Source organism: Kribbella sp. NPDC023972, assembly GCF_040639075.1.
In the GTDB taxonomy this organism is placed as follows: Bacteria; Actinomycetota; Actinomycetes; order Propionibacteriales; family Kribbellaceae; genus Kribbella.
In genome coordinates this window covers 1,444,791-1,466,954 of the sequence record NZ_JBEZZH010000001.1, presented here as the reverse complement: position 1 = coordinate 1,466,954, position 22,164 = coordinate 1,444,791, and the positions used below count along the sequence as shown (strand labels likewise).

General features: G+C 67.9%; 21 protein-coding genes. 8 read left to right on the top strand and 13 right to left on the bottom strand.

The window, feature by feature from the left end; all coding sequences use genetic code 11:
- Positions 1 to 4: 4 nt before the first annotated feature.
- On the bottom strand, positions 5 to 451 hold the full coding sequence (locus AB0F43_RS06850; protein WP_360471659.1) for a CBS domain-containing protein: 447 nt from the start codon (positions 449 to 451) through the stop codon (positions 5 to 7).
- A gap of 699 nt (positions 452 to 1,150) precedes the next feature.
- Between AB0F43_RS06850 and AB0F43_RS06845 the strand changes: the two genes are divergently transcribed.
- Positions 1,151 to 1,288 (top strand): hypothetical protein, encoded by a 138-nt coding sequence (locus AB0F43_RS06845; RefSeq protein ID WP_360471657.1) that lies wholly within the window; start codon positions 1,151 to 1,153, stop codon positions 1,286 to 1,288.
- A gap of 34 nt (positions 1,289 to 1,322) precedes the next feature.
- Here AB0F43_RS06845 and AB0F43_RS06840 read toward each other — a convergent pair whose 3' ends face one another.
- On the bottom strand, positions 1,323 to 2,300 hold the full coding sequence (locus tag AB0F43_RS06840; protein WP_360471654.1) for a hypothetical protein: 978 nt from the start codon (positions 2,298 to 2,300) through the stop codon (positions 1,323 to 1,325).
- Positions 2,301 to 2,521: 221 nt separating this feature from the next.
- On the opposite strand from AB0F43_RS06840, the gene AB0F43_RS06835 reads away from it, so the two are divergent.
- Positions 2,522 to 2,665: a hypothetical protein gene (locus AB0F43_RS06835; RefSeq protein ID WP_360471652.1), complete on the top strand. Its 144-nt coding sequence runs from the start codon at positions 2,522 to 2,524 to the stop codon at positions 2,663 to 2,665.
- Between the two features lie 93 nt (positions 2,666 to 2,758).
- Here the strand turns inward: AB0F43_RS06835 and AB0F43_RS06830 are convergent, their stop codons facing one another.
- Together AB0F43_RS06830 and AB0F43_RS06825 are read right to left on the bottom strand one after the other, a co-directional pair.
- On the bottom strand, positions 2,759 to 4,498 hold the full coding sequence (locus tag AB0F43_RS06830; RefSeq protein ID WP_360471649.1) for a GAF domain-containing sensor histidine kinase: 1,740 nt from the start codon (positions 4,496 to 4,498) through the stop codon (positions 2,759 to 2,761).
- A gap of 64 nt (positions 4,499 to 4,562) precedes the next feature.
- Positions 4,563 to 5,003 carry a pyridoxamine 5'-phosphate oxidase family protein gene (locus tag AB0F43_RS06825; protein WP_360471646.1) on the bottom strand — a complete coding sequence of 147 codons (441 nt, stop codon included), beginning with the start codon at positions 5,001 to 5,003 and terminating at the stop codon, positions 4,563 to 4,565.
- 65 nt (positions 5,004 to 5,068) lie between these two features.
- Between AB0F43_RS06825 and AB0F43_RS06820 the strand changes: the two genes are divergently transcribed.
- On the top strand, positions 5,069 to 5,722 hold the full coding sequence (locus AB0F43_RS06820; RefSeq protein ID WP_360471644.1) for a response regulator transcription factor: 654 nt from the start codon (positions 5,069 to 5,071) through the stop codon (positions 5,720 to 5,722).
- Positions 5,723 to 6,043: 321 nt separating this feature from the next.
- Here AB0F43_RS06820 and AB0F43_RS06815 read toward each other — a convergent pair whose 3' ends face one another.
- On the bottom strand, positions 6,044 to 6,850 hold the full coding sequence (locus AB0F43_RS06815) for a helix-turn-helix transcriptional regulator (RefSeq protein ID WP_360471642.1): 807 nt from the start codon (positions 6,848 to 6,850) through the stop codon (positions 6,044 to 6,046).
- A gap of 107 nt (positions 6,851 to 6,957) precedes the next feature.
- Here AB0F43_RS06815 and AB0F43_RS06810 point away from each other — a divergent pair, with 107 nt between their 5' ends.
- The gene (locus AB0F43_RS06810) at positions 6,958 to 7,812 is read left to right on the top strand and encodes an oxidoreductase (protein WP_360471639.1); all 855 of its coding nucleotides are present in this window, start codon (positions 6,958 to 6,960) and stop codon (positions 7,810 to 7,812) included.
- A 53-nt stretch (positions 7,813 to 7,865) separates the two neighbouring features.
- On the opposite strand, the gene AB0F43_RS06805 is transcribed toward AB0F43_RS06810, so the two are convergent.
- The 5 genes from AB0F43_RS06805 to AB0F43_RS06785 all read right to left on the bottom strand — a co-directional run bounded on the left by AB0F43_RS06805 (position 7,866) and on the right by AB0F43_RS06785 (position 16,031).
- Positions 7,866 to 9,605: a protein kinase gene (locus AB0F43_RS06805; protein ID WP_360471637.1), complete on the bottom strand. Its 1,740-nt coding sequence runs from the start codon at positions 9,603 to 9,605 to the stop codon at positions 7,866 to 7,868.
- Positions 9,606 to 9,747: 142 nt separating this feature from the next.
- Positions 9,748 to 10,794, bottom strand: coding sequence for an ABC transporter ATP-binding protein (locus AB0F43_RS06800; RefSeq protein WP_360471635.1), 1,047 nt, complete (start codon positions 10,792 to 10,794; stop codon positions 9,748 to 9,750).
- On the bottom strand, positions 10,791 to 12,410 hold the full coding sequence (locus tag AB0F43_RS06795; protein ID WP_360471632.1) for an iron ABC transporter permease: 1,620 nt from the start codon (positions 12,408 to 12,410) through the stop codon (positions 10,791 to 10,793). Before AB0F43_RS06795 ends, AB0F43_RS06800 begins: the two co-directional genes overlap by 4 nt.
- Positions 12,394 to 13,419: an iron ABC transporter substrate-binding protein gene (locus AB0F43_RS06790; protein ID WP_360471630.1), complete on the bottom strand. Its 1,026-nt coding sequence runs from the start codon at positions 13,417 to 13,419 to the stop codon at positions 12,394 to 12,396. The genes AB0F43_RS06795 and AB0F43_RS06790 overlap by 17 nt, the downstream gene beginning before the upstream one ends.
- A 2-nt stretch (positions 13,420 to 13,421) precedes the next feature.
- Positions 13,422 to 16,031, bottom strand: coding sequence for an AMP-binding protein (locus tag AB0F43_RS06785; RefSeq protein ID WP_360471627.1), 2,610 nt, complete (start codon positions 16,029 to 16,031; stop codon positions 13,422 to 13,424).
- Positions 16,032 to 16,055: 24 nt separating this feature from the next.
- Here AB0F43_RS06785 and AB0F43_RS06780 point away from each other — a divergent pair, with 24 nt between their 5' ends.
- The 3 genes from AB0F43_RS06780 (at position 16,056) to AB0F43_RS06770 (ending at position 18,520) form a co-directional block, all read left to right on the top strand.
- Entirely contained in the window at positions 16,056 to 16,610 is a 555-nt protein-coding gene (locus tag AB0F43_RS06780) for a hypothetical protein (protein ID WP_360471624.1), read from the top strand.
- Positions 16,611 to 16,742: 132 nt separating this feature from the next.
- Positions 16,743 to 17,273 (top strand): helix-turn-helix domain-containing protein, encoded by a 531-nt coding sequence (locus tag AB0F43_RS06775; RefSeq protein ID WP_360471622.1) that lies wholly within the window; start codon positions 16,743 to 16,745, stop codon positions 17,271 to 17,273.
- Positions 17,270 to 18,520: an MFS transporter gene (locus AB0F43_RS06770; RefSeq protein ID WP_360471620.1), complete on the top strand. Its 1,251-nt coding sequence runs from the start codon at positions 17,270 to 17,272 to the stop codon at positions 18,518 to 18,520. The genes AB0F43_RS06775 and AB0F43_RS06770 overlap by 4 nt, the downstream gene beginning before the upstream one ends.
- A 106-nt stretch (positions 18,521 to 18,626) precedes the next feature.
- Here AB0F43_RS06770 and AB0F43_RS06765 read toward each other — a convergent pair whose 3' ends face one another.
- The 3 genes from AB0F43_RS06765 to AB0F43_RS06755 are packed head-to-tail and all read right to left on the bottom strand — an operon-like array spanning position 18,627 to position 20,034.
- Positions 18,627 to 18,851 (bottom strand): hypothetical protein, encoded by a 225-nt coding sequence (locus AB0F43_RS06765; protein WP_360471617.1) that lies wholly within the window; start codon positions 18,849 to 18,851, stop codon positions 18,627 to 18,629.
- 2 nt (positions 18,852 to 18,853) lie between these two features.
- Positions 18,854 to 19,057, bottom strand: a complete 204-nt coding sequence (locus AB0F43_RS06760) for a hypothetical protein (RefSeq protein ID WP_360471614.1) — start codon at positions 19,055 to 19,057, stop codon at positions 18,854 to 18,856.
- Positions 19,058 to 19,083: 26 nt separating this feature from the next.
- Positions 19,084 to 20,034 carry a hypothetical protein gene (locus AB0F43_RS06755; RefSeq protein WP_360471611.1) on the bottom strand — a complete coding sequence of 317 codons (951 nt, stop codon included), beginning with the start codon at positions 20,032 to 20,034 and terminating at the stop codon, positions 19,084 to 19,086.
- An 897-nt stretch (positions 20,035 to 20,931) separates the two neighbouring features.
- Here AB0F43_RS06755 and chvE point away from each other — a divergent pair.
- Complete coding sequence (chvE, locus tag AB0F43_RS06750) at positions 20,932 to 22,071, top strand: multiple monosaccharide ABC transporter substrate-binding protein (protein ID WP_360471608.1); 1,140 nt, start codon at positions 20,932 to 20,934, stop codon at positions 22,069 to 22,071.
- Positions 22,072 to 22,164: the final 93 nt, after the last annotated feature.

Below are 22,164 nucleotides of genomic sequence, written 5' to 3'. Positions count from 1 at the left end.
GCGGTCAGTGCGGTGCGACCACCAGCTCCAGCAGCCGCGACGCGGTGATCGCGCCCAGGATCTCCTTGTCCTTCACGACCGCCACCAGCGGGCAGCGCAGTCGCGCCATGATCGCGGCCACCTCGATGACGGTGTCGTCGTGATTGACCACCGGCAACTCGACCGGCTGCTTCGGCAGCAGCCTCCGAACCGTCACGCCGGCCAGCTTGTCCGCCACCTGGTCGGCCAGGGACTCGTCGATCACCCGCGCCAGCGACGGATCGTCCTGCACATAGCTCGGCACCAGGAACCGCACCACCTGGGACGCGGGCAACACCGAATGCGGGTGCCCCTCCGCGTCCACCACGATCAGGCCCGGCAGCCGCCGCGAGGCAAGCAACTCCACAGCGTCGCGAGCATCTGTGTCCAGGCTCACCACCGGAAAGTCTTCGGCCATCTGCTCTGCGTGCACACTTGCACGATACGCCTGCGCGGGACTGATCACCCGGCGTCGGCCTGCTGTCACCGTGAACGTGGGGTGCTGCCAGCGTCACGCCGCCTCCAGGATCGTCAACCAGCCCGCACCCCGGCTTGGGGACGAGCACTGCCGACCAGACTTCCCGGCGCACCGGCCCCAAGCCTCCCCCATCGACCGCCCTCGGCGCAAACGATCGCACCCACCGGGCGCTTCGCCGCTTGCCATGGGCAACGGGTCATCGGCGCGCCGCCGTCGAAGGAGTCGCCGACCTTGTCTGATCCGCCAGACGGTCAGGCCGAGGTTTGTAACACGCGGACCCGGTATTCGGATAGTACGGGTGAGTCCGTCGTACTGATGGTCAGGGACTGACTCAGGGTGTGCCGGGAAGCCTGGTCGGCGGCGGAGTTGCCGTTGACCGAGCGAGGTTCCTGCGATGCACACCAGCACCGTGAAAGTGTTGCGCGGCCCGATCACCTTCGGCGGGTGGCTCGAACAACGGCTTGTGGGCGTTCTGAGTCTCGGCCATCACGGAGTTCGTGTTCTGGGTGTCTGAATCGGGGGGCTCACATGTTTCACAGGAAGCAGCATCATGAGGAGTCTTCTGCGGCGCGGAGTGCCGTCGTCCAGCGAACGGATGGTGCTGGCGGCAACGGCAACGCGGTCATATCGGTGCTCACCCGAGCGGAGGTCCTGGTGACTGTGAATCTCCTCGAGGAGTACATCCAGATCTCGTCGGACGAGAAGTCCACGGACCTGGCCTGCACGTTGATCGTCCGGCTCCTGGACCGCCTCCAGACCGTCGAAGGACCAGACCCAGCGGCCCAAACATGAATACGCCCATCGATTGAGGGCTGGACGGAGGTCCTCAGGGTCGCCGAGAGTGGAGCGTCTCGTTCCACTGACGGCGCGGTGTCAGGCCGGATCCCTCGGCCGGATAGCCGAGCCGGACGATCATCTGGGGCCAGATGTCGTGGCCGATCAACGTCCGGACCTGGTCACGGAGGTCGGGGTACTCGACCGCCTGGTTGAGGAACGACGCCGCCAGGTCGTACGACGTTGCCGTGAGCAACACTCGTTGCAGGGCCAGGCCTGCTCGCACCCAGGCCGGCTCGTCGTCGTCCGCAGTCCCGAGAACAGCGATGATCGGCGTCGACTCGAACGCTACCTGATCACGGCCCAGACGCTCGAGGCCCGCGGACAGGTCGCGAACAGCCGCGCCGCGGACCGGCAACGGCCCGAGTACGTCGTCCGGCACACCGTCGGCCTCGCGGTCGCCACCTATCCAGCGCAGCCTCTCGTGCAGCCGGTCCTCCTCGTGAATGTCGCGGTCGTCGGCGGTCCGGGTGATCGAACCCAGGCGGGCGTGCTGCTCGCCGTCGAGCCATCGCAGGTCCGCTCCGTCCGCTTTCGCGGCCTCGGTGAGCCGCTGCAGCATCCTGGCCGAGATCGGCCGGTCGACCATCGGACCGCGATAGGTGTAGCGCCGGCCCAGTTCGCCGTACAGGGAGCTGAGACCGGCGACAGGCACCTTGCGAGCGGCCAGGAAGATTCGCACCACCACGTCCGGTACGGCGGGATCGGGGTCGATCGCCAGCGTCGTGTCGTGGCCGAGCATGGCCGCGGCGACGCGCAGGTTGAAAGCCGCGGCGCCCACGCCGATGCGGGTCAGCCGGCCGGCCGGGTCCTCTACGGGCAGTGTGCGGCCGACGTCGATGAGGACGTCGATGACGCGTCCGTTGATGTCGAACCGCCAGGGTTGGGTGTTGTGCATCGAGGGCGCCTGTCCGGCAGCGGCGAGCAGGATGCCCACCTCATCCTCGGTGACGGTGCTGGTCGCCTTCATGTCGCTTCCTTCTGGTGTACGCGGCTTGTTGTGCCGCGCTTCCAGCATCGCGTCGGCCGCCGGGCCAGGACAGCGGCATCGGTCCCGAGAGGTCAGGTCTTTCGGCAGGTCGAGCGGTGACTACGGGCCCTGCCCCCGGCACACTCCCGGCCGGATGATCGAGGTGACGCAACATTGGGAAGGGACAAGACAATGACCGCCACCCGGCACCGTCGTCCTTCGTGGACAAGGTGTTCGGTCTCGGCTACGAGACCCCGTCCGGCACGGGCTGGATCGGCGGCGGCGACCCGAGGGGCGGGTGCCTGGGCAAGGGTACGAGCGGCCCGTTCGCCGACTTCTACCAGTCGCCGGTCGGTGACTGGTAGGTCGCCCCGTTGTTCATGTTCGGCCTGGCTGGGATCGGCCTCGGGCTGAGTCCACCCCTGACCGCGGTGATCTGGATGACCGCACAGCCTGCGTCAGCCGTGATTCAGTGGGGCGCGGAGTTCGACGACGGTGCCGTGGGGGTTGTTGTTCCTGACCTCTACTGTGCCGCCGAGTGAGTTCGCGCGTTCGGTCAGGTTCCGCAGGCCGCTGCGGTGCCGGTCGGGTGGGATCCCGATGCCGTTGTCCGCGATCCGGGCGATCACCAGCTCCGGGTTTACGGTGACCTCGACGGTGACCGCGGTGGCTTGGGCGTGGCGTACGACGTTGGACAAGGACTCGCGGACGGCGGCGAGGATCTGCGGGCGGGCGGTCGCCGGGACGGCGGTGTCCAGCGGGCCGGTGCAGACGAGCTTCGGCCGGAAGCCGAGTGGTTCGGTGTACTCGGCGATGAGGGCCTGGACGTCTGCCCGCAGCGAGCTCTGACCCGGCTCCTGCTGCAGCTCGAAGATCGCCGTTCGCAGATCACGGATGGTGGTGTCGATGTCCTCGACGGCCCGGGTGAGCCGGTCCTGCAGCTCCGGGCGTGCCATTCGGTACATCCCCTGCAGTTGCAGCCCGGTGGCGAACAGCCGCTGGATCACCAGGTCGTGCAGATCCCGGGCGATCCGGTCCCGATCCTCGAGGACGGCGATCATCGCCCGGTCCCGTTGCGCCTCGGCGCGTTCGAGGGCCAGCACCGCCTGATTCGCGAACATTCGCATCAGATCGGAACTCTCGGTCATCCCGGCCACGGCTCCGCGTTCGGCGGCGACCACCAGCAATCCGCCGCTGCTGCGCGTGCCTTCCGGCAGCGGGGCGATCATGGTGCGGCCGAGCGCCTCGAGCTCAGGTACGTCGGACAGCCGGCCGAGCTCCTTGGCCAGCTGGGCAAGATCCTCGATGACCACCTGCTGGTCAGCGACCGCGGCACCGATCACCGGCAGGTCGGCCGGGATCCGCGCACCCACGAGGCGCTGGAACTGCTCTGGTCCCTCGATGGTCTCGACGACCAGTTCGTTGCCCTCGGCGAGCAACACCGCGCCGACCAGCGAGCCGGAGACCTCGCGAGCTCGCCGGGCGATCAGCTGCAGCGCCTCGTCGGGGTCGAACTCACCCAGCATCACCTGGGTGATCTCCGCGGTCACCTCGTGCCAGCGGCGGCGCCGCTCGGTGTCGGCGTACAGGCGGGCGTTCTCGATCACCACACCGGCCGACGCGGCCAGCGCCATCATGGTGCGCTCGTCGTCCTCGGTGAAGTCGGCGCCACCGGTCTTCTCGGTCAGGTAGAGGTTGCCGTAGACGTGTTCGCGGGTCCGGATCGGTACGCCGAGGAACGACTTCATCGGCGGGTGGTTCGCCGGGAAACCGTAGGACCGGGGGTGGTCGGCCAGATCGCTGAGCCGCAGCGGCTCGGGATGGTCGATCAGCAGGCCGAGGATCCCGTGTCCCTCCGGATACGGTCCGATCGCCGTGATCTGCTCCTGGCTGACACCGTGCGTGATGAACCGGACCAGGCGCTTGCCGTCCGGACCGACCACGCCGAGGGCGCCGTACTGTGCGCCCACCAGGTTGCAGGCGGCGGTGACGATCCGGTCGAGAGTGCTGTTGAGGTCCAGGTCCGCGCCGATGCCGACCACGGCGTCGAGCAGGGCGCGCAGCCGGTCCTGGGTGTCCATGATCTCGTCGACCCGGCCGAGCAGCTCCTGCAGCAGCGCATCGAGGCGCACTCGGGACAGGCCAGTGAGCTCCAGCGCGCCTTCGTCCCACGTGCTGCGCTTCTCAGATGCCCCCATCCGCTGACGGTACCAATAGGCTTCGGTGGGTGCGATGGTTCGGCGCTCCGAGCGCCGCTACACCTCAGTCGTGGGGCCGTTGAGCCCAGGGCAGGAGGCGGCGTCCGGTGACGGACTCGATCCCGAGCCGGATCAGCCGCGGCGAGGGCAACGGGGCCCAGGATCGGAGCCGGATCTCCCGGGCGAGCTGCTCCGCCTCGTCGGCGGGTACGACGGACAGATGCCCGACCGACGTCACGGTCCAGCCGAGCTGCCGCTCGAGATCGACGGTGTCCGCCTCGAAGGCGACGATGTCTCCGCGTTCGGCCGCGCGTAGCTTCTCCCCGTCGGCGCTCGCGAAGACAACGCTGTCAGCGTCGACGACGAAATTGACCAGCCGCACGACGGGCAGCGCGCCGACCGTGTAGACGAGCCGACCGAGTGTCACTGACTCGAGCAGACGCAAGCAGTCGGCCGGAGAGAGGACCTCCAGGCCGGACGTGTCGAAACGGTCGAGAGTCGTCATCGCGATGTCCTGGGAAGCGGCGGTACTACGCTGGGCTGAACGACCCGATCCACGAGCGAGGCGTCATGGCGATCAAGGTGTTCCTGCTCGACGACCACGAGGTGGTCCGGCTCGGGTTGAGCCAGCTGCTCGAGAGCGAACCGGACATTGAGGTGGTCGGCGATGCGGCGACGGCAGCCCAAGCGCTGACGAGGATCCCGGCGCTGCGGCCGGATGTGGCGATCTTGGACGTCCGGCTTCCGGACGGCGACGGCATCACGGTCTGCCGGGAGGTCCGGTCCGCGATGGACGAGCCGCCCGCGTGCCTGATGCTGACGTCGTTCTCCGACGACGACGCGCTGTTCACGGCGATCATGGCCGGGGCGGCCGGCTATCTGCTCAAGCAGGTGAGCGGCACCGACCTGGTTGGCGCGGTCCGCCGGCTGGCGGCCGGGGAGTCCTTGCTCGACCCGGCGATGACGGCGGCCGTGTTGGAGCGGCTGCGGCACCCGACGGAGGAGGAGGAAGACCCCCGCTACCAGTCGCTCACCGAGCAGGAGCGCAGGATCCTCGCGGAGATCGCGGCGGGCAAGACCAACCGGCAGATCGCCCAGACCATGTTCCTGGCCGAGAAGACCGTGAAGAACTACGTCTCCGGCCTGCTCCGCAAACTCGGCCTGGAACGCCGGACCGAGGCGGCCGTCTATGCCGTCGAGCGGGAGAGGCGCAAACGGTACTGAGAGGCAGTGAGTATGCATCGCCGTCCACCCTTTCTCTCGGTACCCCGTCGCGCCAGGGCCGAAGGTCCTGACCGGGCAGCGTCCCTCGGCGCCCCCCGAAGACACACCCACTAGCCTCGCCGGGGACTGCCGGGTGACGGTCTTCATCTCGAGTGCCTCCTGACCGCCGTACCCATCAAATCTCCGGTCAGGCCCAGCAGCCCAGGGCAGGAAGTCCCGCTCGACAAGGACCGAGGGCCTTCTCGTGTGGTGATAGCGGGGTTCCGGGCCGGTGGCCTGCGCGGGCCTCGTCGAGCAGCGCGTGACACAGAGGCGGTGCTCTCAGGTGAGGCTGCGTAGGGCTTCGTCGGCTGTGCTGCCGGGCTGGGGGAAGTACACGTACAGGACGTGACCCTCGGGGCCTGCGAGTGCGAAGGTCTCGAAGCTGAGGTGGAGGACGCCGATGCCGTCGACGCGCAACTGTTTGTCGCCCATCACGCGCTCGTATACGTCATGGGAGTCCCACAGAGTACGGAACGTTTCACTGCGTTCGCGCATGCTCGCCACGAAGCCGTCGAGTTCTGTACGCCGGTTGGCGGCGGTGGCGCGCAGTCCGGCGACAGCCTGCAGCGTGATCTCATGCCAGTCGGGATAGACCGACTGTGCGCGTGGATCGAGGAAGGTGAACTCGATCAAGTTGTGCCCAGGGCTCCAGGCAGGATTGACTCGGGCAGCGAGCGCGGTGCCGGCCAGTACGTCGCGGCTGGGCCCAACGACGAACGCCGGCAGGTCGGCCCAGCGCTGCAGCAGCTGCAGCACCCCAGGCCGCACCGTTTGGGCGGTCACCGAGCCGTCGTCAACTGGTGTCAGCGACGGCATCGCCAGGGACCACAAGTAGGCCCGCTCGGTGTCGTCCAGGCGCAGCACGCGGGCCACGGCCTCGAGGATCTCGCGGGACGGATTCCGGCCCCGGCCCTGCTCGATCCGGGCGTAGTACGAAGGACTGAGCCCGGCGAGCAGCGCCAGCTCCTCGCGGCGCAGTCCCTTGACCCGTCGTCGCGTGTTGTCGACGACACCGGCAGAGGCAGCGTCGACCTTCTCCCTGCGACTGCGGAGGAAGGAACCGAGCTGGTTGTCGTCAGGTGTCATCCAGGTCGACACTACCGCCGCTAACTCGGCACGCCTGAGGGTGACCCTGGGAGAGCTCCCCTCAAGGGGGTCTGGCTCGTTCGCCGGCGTGCTGTTGCCATGGAGACATGGTGAACGAACTGAAGGAAACCCCTGTATGGCTCATCACCGGATGCTCCAGCGGCCTGGGCCGCGCCCTGGCCGTGCACGCCCTGGAGCGGGGCGACCGCGTCGCTGTCACTGCCCGGAACCGAGCAGCTGTGACCGATCTTGCCGACGAGTACGGCGACCGAGCGCTGGCGCTGGAGCTGGATGTCACCGACTCCGCCTCGGTGACCGCAGCCGTCCAAGCGTGTGAGCAAGAATTCGGGCGCATCGACGTCCTGGTCAACAACGCCGGATACGGCTACCTGGCGGCTATCGAAGAGGGCGAGGATGCCGCCGTACGTGGTCTGTATGACACCAACGTGCACGGCGTGGTGACGGTTCTCAAGGCCGTGCTGCCCGGCATGCGGGCGCGCCGTTCAGGGCGCATCGTCAACATCTCGTCGTTCGGCGGTCTGGCTGCCTTCGCCGCGACCGGCTACTACCACGCCACGAAGTTCGCGCTCGAAGGCCTGTCGGAGTCGCTGGCCGCGGAGCTCGCACCGCTCGGCATCACGGTGACGATCGCGGAACCCGGCGGTCTGCGCACCGAGTGGGCCGGCGCCTCCATGCAGCAGTCTCCGCTACGCCTGGATGACTACGAGCAGACCGCCGGCAAGCGCCGTGATGCCACGCTGGCCGTGTCTGGTCGCCAGCCCGGTGACCCGGTCCGGGCTGCCGCGGCCATCGCCGCGACCGTGGACACCGACGTACCGCCGCTGCGGCTGCTGCTCGGCTCCGACGCGCTCGCCGGCGCCCGGGCCCGCCTGAACCGGATGCGAGCCGAAATCGATGCCAACGAGTCCCTGACCGCGAGCGTAGACCTGGTGGAGGTGTGAGCAGCATGAACCACCTGGGGTGACGCCGAAGGCTTCGTCTGCCGCAGGTCTCTTCAGGAGGCTGGTTGGAAGGTATTGGTGAAGGTTCGGTACAGGGGGCGGCTTTCGGTCCATTGGGTGTCCGGGGTGGACCAGTAGATGCCGTAGGCCTGGTTGTCGCTGGTGATCACGCCGCGGATGAGGACGTGGCGGCGACCGGAGGAGGTGGCGTAGGTGAACTCCCAGTCGGCGGCCTTCTCGAAGTAGTCGACCGGCTCGATCCGGATGCGCTCGTAGTCGTCGTAGCTGTCTTCGCGGGCTGCTTCTTGCTGCCGCCAGTCGGCGACAGGGTCTCGCTTGGGTCGGTCGGTCTGATCGATGAGCAGGAAGCGTGCGCCGCCCGGCTCCCGGAAGTACACCTGGCCCCCGCGCCGCTCCACGATCCAGCCGGCCGGCACTGCCAGTGAGAATCCGGTCGAATCCGTGTACCGCTCGAAGTCGGCGGGCGCCGAACCACGCTTCGTTGCGGGAGACTCACGCGACGTGGGGCGGCTGGTAGGAGAGGGAGGTCTGGTGGTGGCTGGCGGCGACGGCCGGCGTGTGGTGGGTGGCGACGATGGCTGGCGGGTGGTCGGTGGCGGCGTACTCGACGGTGCCGCGGTGCTGCGTGGGGCCGTGCTGACCTCAGATGCGGGCGGCGAGACGGGCGACTGACTTTCCTGGTTGTTGTCGACCGCTCGGAACAGCGCCCAGCCAATCAGGGCGACCGCGACCAGGACACAGGCGAGCATCGCACCGACAATCTTCGGGAGGTTTCCGTTGGACGACTCCCGCTCATCCGACGAGGCCGAATAGGGTTCGGTGACCGGGTCGCTGGCGGATGAGGTGACAACGGCCGGTGTCACCACCGGCGGATTCGGCAGCACCCGCGTCCGCTGACCACTGTCCATCTGCGACGTGTCAACAGCCTCAGCTCCCGGCGAATCGAAAGCAGCCTCCGGTGGCGTCTCGGCCTCGCGAAGCAGCCGTCTCGCCTCCCAGACATCGATGCGATCCGCCGGGTCCTTGCGCAACAGACCTTCAAGCGCCGGCCAGAGCGGACCCGCCAACCGCGGCGGGTCCGGCTCCTCGGTGACCGCGGCCGCGAGCGTAGGAAGCGTGCTTCCCCGGTCGTACGGCGGCCGCCCTTCCACCGCGGTGTAGAGCGTGGCACCCAGCGACCACAGGTCCGATCCCGTATCAGCGCCCCGTCCCTGAACCCGTTCCGGAGCGATGAACGCCGGCGACCCCAGCAGCGTGCCCGACGTTGTCAACGACGGATCGCCCTCCAGGGTGGCGATGCCGAAGTCCGTCAGCACGACCCGGCCGTCCCCGGTGAGCAGCACGTTGCTCGGCTTGACGTCACGATGCAGTACGCCGGCGCGATGGGCGGCGTGGAGCGCGGCCAGCACCTGCAGGCCGATCCGAGCCACCTCTCCCGGCGGCAACGGTCCGTACTCGCGGATCGCCTCGGCCAGCGTGGTCGACCGGATCAGCTCCATGACGATCCACGGACGGCCGTCCTCTTCGACGACGTCGTACACCGTGACGACATTGGGGTGACTGAGCTGGCCGGCGGAGCGCGCCTCCCGCAGGGTGCGTTGCCGCAGGATCTCGCGTTCCTCATCGGGCAGTTCCGGCGGCAGCAAGATCTCCTTGACCGCCACCGGCCGGCCGAGGAGCTCGTCCCGGGCCTGCCAGACCACGCCCATGCCCCCGCGACCCAGTGCCCATATCAATCGGTACCGCCCGGCCAGGAGGCGGCCTGCAATCATCGAGTCGCTCATCGTGAACGGCGCCTTCCGAAACACCTGCCAGGACGAAGCGAAAGGCCCAACGGCCTCCAGCTCCCCGCACCTACACGGGTGCCCAGTCCGCCGGGTCACGACACGCCAAGCTGCACCTGCGCTCGAGAACTCAGTCCGATCCGGAAGGTTTCGGGAACGAGCGGACCTGGCCTGGTACGACGACGCCGACCAGCTCGCCGGGATGCGGTGTGCCGTGACCGGGGACCCGCGCCACGAGACGGGTCGTGGTGTCGGTGAGGTTGAGCCGGACCATGGCGTCCGGACCGTGATAGGCGACCGAGGTCACCCGCGCAGCCAGACCCGACGGAGCGCCAAGCACGATCTGCTCTGGCCGCAGCATGACCAGCACGTCGCCGGTGGCCGGTTCGGCGAGCTCGAGTTTGCCCAGGACACAGTCGACGACACGGCCATCGGCGAGTCCGGGCAACAGCATCGTGTCGCCGAGGAACGCCCCGACCTCCGGTGTGGCCGGGGCGCCGTACACCTCGGCGGGGCTGCCGACCTGTGCGAACCGGCCGTCGAGCGTCACCGCCACCTGGTCGGCGAACGAGAGCGCTTCGGCCTGGTCGTGGGTGACCAGGACTGTGGTCGCACCGCGTTCGGTGAGGGCGGTCAAGGTGGCCTCGCGGGTGACGGCGCGCAGAGCGGTGTCCAGGGACGAGAACGGCTCGTCGAGGAGTACGACGGCAGGCTCGCGGGCCAACGCCCGGGCAAGTGCGACACGCTGTTGCTGGCCGCCGGACAGCTCGTCCGGCCGGCGCCGGGCAAGGCTTGGAGACAGTCCGACGAGTTCGAGCAGTGAGCCGACCTGGGTCGCGCGGCGGCGCTCGGCTCGGGGGAGCCCGAACAGGATGTTGCCGGTGACATCGAGGTGCGGGAACAGCGCGCCGTCCTGACGGACGTAGCCGATCCCGCGGCGTTCCGGCGCGACCATCACCTGGTCGTCGGTGAGCACCTTCCCGCCGATCTCTATCCGGCCCTGCGCCGGCCGGACGAATCCGGCCAGGGCCCGCAGCAGCGTGGTCTTGCCGCTACCGGACGGCCCGAGTACGGCGGTCGTGCCGCCCGGGCGCACCTGCAGACTGACCCGGTCGAGCACTGGTGGACCGCCGTACCCGACGGTCAGATCGCTGATCGTGATGCCGGCGCTCGTCATCGCTGTTCCAGGATCTGCCGACGCAGCAGCAGGGTGAGCGGGGCGGACAGCGCGATCATGGCCGCGGCGTACGGCGCACTCGCCACGTAGTCCAGCTCGTCGCTCGCCGACCAGAACGCAGTCGCCAGCGTCTCGGTCCCGGTCGGGGCGAGCAGCAGGGTGGCGGTCAGTTCGGTCACCGTCGCGAGGAAGACGAGGACGAATCCAGTCAGCGCGGACGGGAGCACGAGCGGGACCACCACGCGGGCAAAGGTACCCGGCCCGGACACACCGAGCGACCGCGAGGCCTCGATCAGCTCGGTCGGCGCCGCGGCCAGACCGGACCGCCACGCCACCATCGCCCTGGGCAGGAAGAGGATCGTGTACGCCGCCACCGCGAGCGCAGTGGTCTGGTACACGGGCCGGGCCCACTGCACCGCAAGGGTCACGAGGGCCAGCCCGATCACCACACCGGGAAGGGCGCTCGCGACGTAGGTCACGCGCTCCAGCATCACCGACAGTCGAGAGGGGTAGCGGTGCAGCAGCCATGCCCCCGGCAACGTGGCCACGGTTGTGGCCAGTCCGGCCAGCACGGCCAGGCCGACGCTCGAGCCGGTTGCCGCGAGCAACGATCCCGCATCCACCGCACTGCCGGCGATCGCCCGTTCCAGCCAGCGCAGCACGATCACGGCGGGCACGATCACGGCCAGCCCGACCAGGACGGCGAGCGCGCCGAGGGCCGGAACGGTCCATCCACCGAGCCGGTGGGCGATCGGCCGTTGCCGTGCGCCCGGCCCGAGCCGGGCGATCCGCCTCCGGCCGCGCAGGGGTACCTCGATGGCGAGGAGACCAAGGCACAGCACGGCGAGCACTGTCGCCAGCAGGCTCCCGGCGGCGTTGCTGAATCCGACCGCGAACTGCTGCAGGATCGCCGTGGTGAACGTCGGGTACCGCATCATCTGCAGAACCCCGAACTCGGCAAGCAGATGCAGCGCCACCAGCAACGAACCGCCCGCGACCGCCGGCCGTATTTGCGGAATCACCACCCGGAGCACCGTTCCCAGCCCGGAAACTCCGAGTGACCGCGCGGCGTCGAGATGGCCCTGGTCGAGCGCGCGGAGCAGCGCGGCTGCCGGGAGGAAGACGAACGGATAGTAGGAGAGGGCAGTGACGAACACCGCTCCGCCGAGCCCTTGGACCGAAGGCAGGACCGAGGTCCAGGCGTAGCTGCTCACGAACGCCGGGATGGCGAGCGGCATCAGCAACAACGTGCGCCAGACGCTGGCTCCGGGCAGCGTCGTCCGCTCCACCAGCCAGGCCGCGCCACATCCGAGGAGCACTGTCACCGGAACCGTGAGTGCCAGGAGCAGCAGTGTGTTGCGGAGCAACTCGGCGGTCCTCGGCCGGAACAGGAGCCTCGACGCCTCAGCGGTGCCGGCCGCCGTGGCCTGGCCGAAGACCACGAGCACCGGCGCTACGAGCAGTACGGCAACCAGTACGGCGGTCACGAGCACAGGCCACGGCATCCGAGCGGACCTGGTCGGCGTGACCACTGGCAAGTCGATCGCTGGCACGCCGACCGCTGGGTCGTCGTACCGGATCACTGGATCGGTGCGGAGGTCAGAGGATGTCGGCATCGGTCATCAGTCTCGTGACCTCGTCGGAGTTCAGGGTGAACGGGTCGACCGGCGGCGCCTGCAGCGTGTTCAACGGAGGCAGCGCGGGCGCGGAGGCGACTCCGGTGCCGACCGCGTACTCCATCGACTTGGAGTCGACGAGCACCTTCTGACCGGCCTTGCTGGTGATGTACGCCAGGAACTTGCGTGCCTCGGCAGGCTTCTTTGACCCGGCCAGCACGGCGCCGCCTGACAGCGACACGAACGCGCCCGGGTCCTGGTGGCGGAAGTAGTGCAGCTGGGTATTGCCGCTGCCCTCTTTGGTGCCGGCCTGGTCGCGGTACCAGTAGTAGTGGTAGATCACCCCGCAGGGGATCTCGCCGGCGTTCACCGATTTCATCGTGGCGATGTTGTTCTGCAACGCCCGGGCGTTGTTCTTCAGGCCCTTCAGCCACTCGGTCGTCTTCTGTTCGCCTTGACCGGCGAGCATTCCGGCGACGATGGCCTGGAAGTCCGCGCCGCCGGGCGCACATCCCCAGCGGTCCTTCCATTCCGGGCCGGCGAGGTCCATCAAGGACTTCGGCAACTCTGCCTTCGGGAGCTTGGACGGGTTGTAGATCAGCACCGTGGACCGGGCCGCGATCGAGATCCAGGCCTTCGACGACGGGATCAGGTTGGCCGGCACCTGGCTCCGCGTCGACTCCTCGAGCGGCGCCAGCAGCTTGTTCCGCTCGACCAGAGTCATCGCGGGGCTGTTCTCGGTGAGGAAGACGTCGGCCGGCGACGCGGATCCCTCGGCCACGATCTGGTGACCCATCGAGGAGTCGGAGCCCTTCCGGATCTGAACCTTGATACCGGTCGACGCCGTGAACGCCTCGGCCCAGGCTTTGGTGAGGTTCTCGTGCTGCGCGGAGTACACCTGCAGCGAGCCGGGGTCGGCGACATATCCCGCCTCGGACTTCGACCCGCAGCCCACCAGGCCCATCGTGCCGAGGGCCCCGAGGCCGGTCAGGAAGGTGCGTCGACGCATGGTCAAACCTCTCTCACAGAGTGCTTCGCCGTCGTGCGACGACGGATCAGGGCGCCGCCGGTGGGACCCGGCAACGGCAGTCGGCGCAGCGCAGAGGTGCTGACCGCGCAGAACACGAGGCCGCCGACGAGTGCCGCGGCGAACTGATGGATCGGGGTGTCGAAGAACGCGAACATCTGGAACTGCACCAGATAGATGTGCAACGAGGCAGCGGCCAGTACGCCGAGCGGTCCGACGAGCAGGCGCGGAACCGGCAAGGTCGGCACGAACGTCAGCAGCAGCAGTCCGAGCTGGATGGTCAGGTTGCGTTCCCACGACGGGAAGAAGCCGATCGTCGCCGATGCCGCGATGACAGCCGTGATCAGACGGCGTCGCCGAGTGTCCGCGACGGCGATCGCGAGCCCGGCGACGAACAGCCAGGCCACCGTGCCCGGCAGACCCCGCACCGGCCCGTCGACGAGCGCGAGCACGAGGTAACGCGGCACCAGCAGTACGGCCAGAGCGATCATCGCCGTACGCCACGGGTCGGCGGCGTACGCCGCCCGCACTCGAGGCACCGCCAGCAGCGCGGTCGTGACCGCCGACGCCAGCAGCAGGGCTTCCACGAACCAGAAGATGTTGATGTCCTGTGGCCGGACCAGCCAGTGCACGAGCGCGAGATTCGACCAATGGATGGACCTGAAGCCGAAGACCATCACCGCCGCCACCACGACTGCCGGTACGGCGATTGCGATCACACCCCGGACGGTCCGACGTACCCGATCGGCCGTTTCCTGGGCGGTGAGCACGTAGCGCGCGAACAGGAATCCGGCGACCGCGAGCAGGATGTGGGCGCCGCCCGCGAGGCGGAACAGGCCGACGTGACTGCCGCAGATGGTGATCACGGCCGCGCCGCGCAGGAGCACGGTCGTCTCGACCCGCTGGGTCAGGGCACGCCGGCCCGGCCGATGCTCACGACTGTTGGCGGCGAGCTCGACCAGCTCGCGTACCGGTCGGTGGTGCCAGTCGGCCGGGAGTTCGCCGATCAGCCGGCTCAGCCCGAGAGATGCCGCGACGTGGTTGAACGAATCGCCGCCAAGCTCCGCGAACGATCGGTCAGCATCGATCTCGCGGCGGCCGACCAGCGGTGCGAGGAGATTCGTGACCGCGGCGAGCGAGTCACTCGCAGTGATCGAAGTGTCCTCCCGGGCGGTGTGCCACGCGGCGCACGTGCGGCGATCCGGTTTGCCGTTGGGTAGGACCGGGATGTCGGCGACCTCGTGGACCGAGATCACGGAGGTTCCGAGGCCTGACGCCGACGATGCCTGGTGGCGGATCGCTGCCAGCTCCTGGCCGCACGCCCGGTAGGTGACCTGAAGCTGTTCGTCGGTACCGGTGACACAGCACGGGACACCATTGGCCCGCAGTGCCCGCTCGACTTGGCCGAGATCGATCCGGATGCCCATGATTTTCACGTGGTCCGAGCACCGGCCGACGATCCGGACCAGACCGTCGGCGTCGATCCTGGCCAGATCCCCGGTACGCAGTTCGCTGTGCATCCGGCCGAGCGCGAGGTCGTCGGGGTGCTCGGCGTACCCGAGCATCACGCCGGGACCGGTGAACACGAGTTCGCCGACCGGGCCGTCAGCGGCATCGCCGGCTGGATCGTTGGCGGGCTGCTCGATGCCAGTGGGGTCCAACCGGAACGCCGAACCCGCGATCGGCCATCCCACGGCGTCCGGGTACTGACCGGCCAGTTCCGGTGGCAGCACCGCCATCCGGGCGGTTGCCTCGGTCTGCCCGTACATGACCGCCAGCCCCCAGCCGTCGACCCGGCCGCGCGCGTCCAGTTCGCGTACCCGTCCGGCGGGCAGCGCGCCACCGGCCTGGGCGAGCAGCCGCAGCGACGGCAAGTCGTCCAGGACTCCCTGTACGTCGAGCAGGTCGACCACATGTGGTGTGGCAGGCAGCAAACTGACTCGGTTCCTGCGCAACTCGTCAGCGAAGGCGGAGTCGGTCACCGAGCCGTGCCACAGCACCGCGGTCGCGCCGGCCCTTAGTTGGGCGTGCAGAACCGACAACCCGAAGCAGTAATGCAGAGGCAGCGAGGTGACTGCCCGGTCGTCAGGGCTGATCGACAGGGCTGCAGCGATCGCATCCGCGTTGCTGACGAGGTTCGTGTGGCTGAGTCGCACCAGCTTGGGCGAGCCGGTACTCCCGGAGGTGCTCAGCAGAAGAGCGAGGTCCGGGTGAAGTTCGTACTGCGGATCGGTGTCGTTACCCAGCGAGCTGCCGGTCGCACCGGCGAAGGTGCCGTCGCCGCGGAGCCAGATATCCGGAGGGTAGGTAGTCGTGATCGACGTGTGTTCGGGCGGTGTGACCAGCGCGACATGTCCGGCCTTGAGGACTGCGAGGTAGCCAAGCACCAGGTCGCGCTGCGCCGCGAGCGGAATGTGCACCAGCCGGCGCCCAGTGTGAACGGCAGGCAGGCTGGCAGCGAGCGCCTCGACTCGGTCGGTCAGCGCTTCATAGGTCAGGGATCCAGCCGCATCGACGACGGCGGGACGGTCAGCCTCGGCTGTGCCGGACACAAGGACGGCGCCAGCGGTCAGCCGGGCTTGCGGCGGGAACACGAGGTGAGGCTAACCTAAGAATTCGTGACTGCTCAACAACCGGCGATCGTGACAGTTTTTACCGTCGGTCTGACCGCTGCGGACATCGGGTTACTTGAGCTTCTTGACGACCGGGAGCGCTTGCGCGTTGCCCGCTGTGCAAGCGAGGCCGATCGTGGCCGGACCCTGCTCGGCGCCGCCCTCCTGCGAACCGCCGCAGGCGCGATGTTGGGCGTTCCCGCCGGTGAACTGAGAGTGGACCGCAGTTGTACCAGTTGCGGCGGCTGGCACGGGCGGCCGACCATACCCGGTACCGATCTCGATGTGTCAGTGACGCACAGTGGCAGCGTAGTCGCAGTAGCCACGCTCGCCGGTGGCGGCCGGGTCGGCGTCGATGTCGAACGGCTAGCCGGCCGACCGGGGGCCGAGGTCCTCGCCTGGACAATCACCGAAGCCTGCTTCAAAGCAGGCGGTGGCTTAGACCTGACAGTCCACCAACTCCCGCCTCCAGCACCCAACCATGTGCTGACCCTCGCCACGGATCAGCCGGACGCGTTGGTCAAGGTGATCGACGGAACCGCCCTCCTCGCCGCACGCTAACCGACGTCGTGGCGCCACCACTCTGCTGGAGGTGACGACTCAGGTGGCTCCAAACTGCCCAAGAAGTGTTTGACGGTTGACCCGCTCTTCGGGCAAGCTACTCCCCAAGACTTGTCGGGGAGTGGGGGTGCGGTGACCGAGGACGACATCAAGGAGCTGCGGGCGGTGGCTCATCCGATCCGCCTCCGCATCCTTTCGCTGCTGACCGGTTCGGCGATGAGCGCCGCCGAGGTGGCCCGCGAGCTCGGCCTGACCCATGCGAACGCGTCGTACCACTTACGGATCCTGCTCGAGTCGGGCACGATCGTGGAGGCGGGCGAGGAGCGGATCCGCGGTGGCGTCGCCAAGCGTTACCGCTACCCCCATGAACACCGCGGGGAGCAGGATCGGGCGCCGGCGTCCCCACAGGGAGGGATCGCCGAGGTCCGTGCGCTCGCCCGCGAGCTCGAGCGGCGAGTGCGCCAGCGCAAGCCGCGCACCCCCAGCCACTTGAGCGACCTCGACGGCTGGGTGTCGCCCGACGTCTGGGAGCGTGTGCGCGAGTTGCTGATGGAGGCGTCCGCGCTGATGCACGACCACAACCAGCCACCGCGGACGCCCGGAACGGTGCACGTCAGCGCCACGTCCTGGACGTTCGAGATGACCAGGAAGGCACGATCATGAGCGACGCGTCGGCGATCGCGCCGCTCCGCGAGCGGAACTTCCGCTACTACTGGCTGTCCCGCCTGATCGACCGGGCCGGCACCACGATGGCCGGTGTGGCGCTCACCTTCGCGGTGCTCGAGGTCAGCGACTCAGCGACCGCGCTCGGCACGGTCCTGGCGGCCTACAGCGTTCCGATGGTCATCTTCCTGCTCGCCGGTGGTGTGCTGGCCGACCGATTCGGCCGAACGCTGGTGATCCAGGCGACCAACATCGCATCCGGGCTCAGCCAACTGGCGGCGGCCGCGCTGGTGATCAGCGGCACCGCCGAGGTCTGGCACCTGGCGGCGCTCGCCGCCCTCAACGGCACCGCTAGCGCCGCGGGCATGCCGGCGATGGCAGGTGTACTCCCTCAGTTGGTACCACGCGACAAACTCAAGGCGGCGAACCTCGTGCTCGCCGTACCCGAGAACGCCTTGATGATCCTCGGCCCGGCCGTGAGCGGCGTACTCGTGGTCGTCATCGGACCGGGCTGGGCCCTGGCCGTGGACGGTGCGACGTACCTGCTCGCGACGCTGGCGCTCACCCGGGTGCGCATCCCTCGCCCGGCCGAGGGGCAACAGAGCAGGGGCGCCATCGCCGACCTCCGCGAGGGGTGGACGTACTTCCGCAGCACCACCTGGCTCTGGGTGGTCGTTGCCTCGTTCTCCTTGCTCAATGCCATCGCGAGTGGCGGGTTCAACACGCTCGGTCCAGTGCTCGCCACTCAGACCGACATCGGTGAGGCCGGATGGGGACTGATCCGCTCGGCCCAGGCCGTCGGCTTCCTGGTCTGCTCGCTGGCCCTGATCCGCATCTCCTTCAGAAAGCCGCTCCGCTGGGGGATGCTCGCAATGGTCCTCAACGGCCTCCCGATGCTGGTCCTCGGCCTCGAGCCCATCTTGGTGGCGGCGATGATCGCGGCCTTCCTGGCCGGCATCGGCAGCCAGGTCTTCGGCCTGGGCTGGGACCTCGCCATGCAGGAACACGTGCCGGACGAGATGCTCTCGCGCGTCTACTCGTACGACATGCTCGGCTCGTTCATCGCGGTCCCCATCGGCCAACTGCTGTTCGGTCCGCTCGGGTTGGCCTTCGGCATCCAGCAGGTCATGGTGGTGGCCGGCGTGGCCTACGTCGCCATCTCGCTGGTGACGCTGGCATCGCGGTCGGTACGCAACCTCCCGCGAGCGACGACGGCCGTCAGTACCACTACTCCGTCCGCGTCCTGATCGCTATCGCTCAATGCGACAGCGCAGGAGTGTCCCACCCGACGTACGCCGGGTGGGACGCTGTCTCGCGGGCGATTGCAATCGGGCTCACGAACGGGGCGGAGCCTCAGCTCTTCTTTGCGGCTGCCTTTCCACCCTTGCTGCCGGCCTTCTTCTTCTGAGCCGTGGTGCCACCCTGCTTGCTGTTGCCGCCCTTACCGCTCGACTTTCCGCCCTTTTCGCTCGACTCCGGCGCGTTGGCGATCTTGGCAGCGCGCTTCTTGGACATCCCCTTGTCCTTGAGCGCCTCGTACTGCTTCTCGTTCTTGACGTTCGCCGACTTTCCAGGCATCTCTACCTCCTGAGCTGTTCACAGGCCGCCCCCACCATCGTGCTGCCCGGCGGGCCTACGTCGCCGGTACCCAGCCACCACTGCACTGAAAAGAGCCGGCCGGCCTGTCCGGGGTGGCGATAGGTGACCTGGATTTCGATCACCGCGCGGGCGCCCTTGCCGAAGGTTGTCGCGTAGCCGACCGGCAGGCCGTCCCTGGCGAGCACGAGAAAACCGTGTGTCGTAGGCGCGATCACTCGCCGTTCAGGGGGTCGTCGAGCGGCGGCACGCCCCACCGGAAATAGACCGGGGAGTGGAACCTGGACGACTGCACGAGCCCAATGCTCTGAATCACCGTGGACGTGCCGGTGGCGTGCCCGACGGCGTACAAGTATCCGGTCTGGAGGTCCTTGTCGATGCCGAGCAGCAGCGTGCCGCTGGTTCCGCACTTGGTGGCGACGAGGGTCTCGAAGCCTTGCCAGGTCCCTCCGCGCACGGTCTTGATCACCGGCTTGAGCGGCGCGGTGGTCGGGATACGGATGGTCTGGAGCACGCCGGCGGCAGTGTTCGCCAGGAACGTGTCGTAGGTCGCCGTCTTGCTGATCAGGGCGATCGACTTCACACCTTTGAGGCCGGAGTACGTCACCCGGTTGCGCCAGACGCCGCTGTCGTCCACGGACCACCGGGACAGCACGCCGTCGTTGCGCAGGCCGTAGGCGGTCACGCGATGCGAGGACCAGTTCGCGTAGTGGGAGACCTCGAAGGCGGTATAGGTGTTCCAGCCGCCACCGATTCTCTTCAAAGTCACGGGCTGGCTGGTGTCGACGTCCCCGGCCGTCGTCTTGAAGTAGCTGCTCGAGTACATGGCATCCCCGAGCGTCAGGTAGCCGGACACCTGCGTTTCCATGGCATCTCTGAAAGTCAGGAAGGTGCTGCTGAGGCGCGCCTGGCCCGGCGGGTAGAAGGCGCGCGGGCCCTGTTGATAAGCCGTCTGGGTCGGCGGCTTGGTCGCGGTGTAGGTCTCTGTCACGTGATCGCCGGCGGCCGTTACCGCTCCCACGTTGATGCCACAGACAACCGCCTGCGCCGTCGCTGGTGCGGGGGCGGCCCGGCCGGTCGTCGATGCCTGGGCGGGTGGGCCGGTGGCAAGAGCTGTCACCAGCAGTGCCAGCCCGCCCATCGCCGTCGCCGTACGCTTGATCACAAGTGGAGTCTCTGTCGTTCCTTTTGGCTTCATACCTGATCGATGGAGCCCGGCTCTCAGAGGTTGCGCCCAAGCCGACGCGTGGCACTAGCCCGCCATCCGCGGTCCGGCCCACGGCCGAATCGACAACTTCGCTTCCCCTCGGCGTCGCGTCCCAGACCTGCCCACGCGTCTTCCGGTCTGGCAATGAAACGTCATACGTTCGTCGGGATTCTGTTGACCGCAACGCTTGCGACAGGTCTGCTTCTCTTGGGGAGTACGTCGGCGCTTTGCTGTGCGGGTGGGTGGTGCTCGGCCGGCCCGCTGCCGATGAGCCCCGAGGCGAATAGTGGTCGGTTCACATTCGGTGACGGACTACCCAAACGATCGCTCGCGAAGCACGCCGTCGTCATCGCCGAACCGGTCCGGTGACCACGAGCACATCACCAAACCCCGCGGCGCCACCAGCGCATCGCCGACAGCCCCGCCATGCCGCAGCCCGCCGCAGTACCGGACCGGACGTCCCGCGCGTCGGCACCTAGGCCGCCGTGCCGAGCATGGACACGCCATACGTTCGGTGACGCCAATGGCACAGCACGGCCATGTTGGGCTCAGTGAGTATGTTTCAGTTGTTAACGTGTCCAGGTAATGTGAGGATTTGACACAACTCGCTCGTGGCAGTGGCGTGGATCGACTGTGAGACTCTGTGGATCACTCCGCAGGCCATAGACCCCTTATAGATAAGGGCTTTCCCTCGGTGCGCCGACGAGGGTCGGACAGCTTTTGTTACGAGACCGTGACGCTCAGATGTTTCGTTGATGTCTTGACCAGTCGGCGTGTGAACGCTAACACTGTGAGCGCTAACAATCGATCGGGGCCCGTGATGCGGGAGTGACACCTATCCCGAAGGGAAAAGTTGTGAAGAAAAGGTTTGTGGCGACTCTGAGTGGCGCCCTGCTGGTGCTCGGCCTCGCGGCGTGCGGCGGACAAGGAGCGGGTCAGACCACCGACACCGCTGCTCAGCAGCCCAAGGATCTGTCCATCGGAGTGTCGATGCCGACGCAGACGTCGGAGCGCTGGATCGCTGACGGCAAGGCGGTGAAGGAGAAGCTCGAGGCGAAGGGATACAAGGTCGATCTGCAGTATGCGAACGACGACATCCCGACCCAGTCACAGCAAGTGGACCAGATGATCACCCAAGGCGCCGACGTGCTGATCATCGCCGCGATCGACGGGACCGCGCTCAGCAGCCAACTGCAGGCGGCGGCCGACAAGAAGATTCCGGTGATCGCGTACGACCGGTTGATCCGCGGCAGCAAGAACGTGGACTTCTACGTCAGCTTCGACAACTTCAAGGTCGGCGTCGCCCAGGCCAAGGCACTGCTTCGCGGGCTGGGCCTGGAGAACGCGGACGGCTCGAAGGGCAGCAAGACCGGGCCGTTCAACATCGAACTCTTCGCCGGCTCGCTGGACGACAACAACACCCACTTCTTCTTCGACGGCGCCATGGAGACGCTGAAGCCGTACATCGACAACGGCTCGCTGGTCGTCAAGTCGAAGCAGACCGCCATCGAGCAGGTCGCGATCCTGCGCTGGCAGCAGGAGGCGGCGCAGAAGCGGATGGAGGACGTGCTGACGTCGAGCTACAACGACGGCAGCAAGGTCGCCGGCGTCCTCTCGCCGTACGACGGCATCTCGCGCGGCATCATCACCGCGTTGCAGAACGCGGGTTACGGCACGGCGGCGAACCCTATGCCGGTGGTCACCGGTCAGGATGCGGAGATCGCGTCGGTCAAGCTCATCAACACCGGTGTCCAGAGCTCCACGATCTTCAAGGACACCCGGCTGCTGGCCGAGCAGGCCGTCAACGCGGCGGAGGCGTTCCTGCAGAAGAAGCAGCCGGAAGCCAACGACACCAAGTCGTACGACAACGGCGTCAAGGTCGTGCCGGCGTACCTGCTGCCGATCCAGACCGTCTTCAAGCAAGACATCCAGAAGGAACTCGTCGATTCCGGCTACTACACGACCGCTGAGGTCGCCGCCGGTCAGGCGAAGTGACGGTCGGCCGGGCTCGGCGGCCCCGAGCAGCATCCCGGCCCGGCCGAGATCGTGCTGCTTCAGGTGACCCACCGCCTCGAGAGCGGCAACGGC

Excerpts from the sequence above, each read along its gene's own strand:
- AB0F43_RS06840 (WP_360471654.1), bottom strand. The coding sequence starts at position 2,300 with ATGAAGGCGACCAGCACCGTCACCGAGGATGAGGTGGGCATCCTGCTC.
- AB0F43_RS06830 (WP_360471649.1), bottom strand. The coding sequence starts at position 4,498 with ATGGGGGCATCTGAGAAGCGCAGCACGTGGGACGAAGGCGCGCTGGAG.
- AB0F43_RS06825 (WP_360471646.1), bottom strand. The coding sequence starts at position 5,003 with ATGACGACTCTCGACCGTTTCGACACGTCCGGCCTGGAGGTCCTCTCT.
- AB0F43_RS06820 (WP_360471644.1), top strand. The coding sequence starts at position 5,069 with ATGGCGATCAAGGTGTTCCTGCTCGACGACCACGAGGTGGTCCGGCTC.
- AB0F43_RS06815 (WP_360471642.1), bottom strand. The coding sequence starts at position 6,850 with ATGACACCTGACGACAACCAGCTCGGTTCCTTCCTCCGCAGTCGCAGG.
- AB0F43_RS06810 (WP_360471639.1), top strand. The coding sequence starts at position 6,958 with ATGGTGAACGAACTGAAGGAAACCCCTGTATGGCTCATCACCGGATGC.
- AB0F43_RS06805 (WP_360471637.1), bottom strand. The coding sequence starts at position 9,605 with ATGATTGCAGGCCGCCTCCTGGCCGGGCGGTACCGATTGATATGGGCA.
- AB0F43_RS06800 (WP_360471635.1), bottom strand. The coding sequence starts at position 10,794 with ATGACGAGCGCCGGCATCACGATCAGCGATCTGACCGTCGGGTACGGC.
- AB0F43_RS06795 (WP_360471632.1), bottom strand. The coding sequence starts at position 12,410 with ATGCCGACATCCTCTGACCTCCGCACCGATCCAGTGATCCGGTACGAC.
- AB0F43_RS06790 (WP_360471630.1), bottom strand. The coding sequence starts at position 13,419 with ATGCGTCGACGCACCTTCCTGACCGGCCTCGGGGCCCTCGGCACGATG.
- AB0F43_RS06770 (WP_360471620.1), top strand. The coding sequence starts at position 17,270 with ATGAGCGACGCGTCGGCGATCGCGCCGCTCCGCGAGCGGAACTTCCGC.
- AB0F43_RS06765 (WP_360471617.1), bottom strand. The coding sequence starts at position 18,851 with ATGCCTGGAAAGTCGGCGAACGTCAAGAACGAGAAGCAGTACGAGGCG.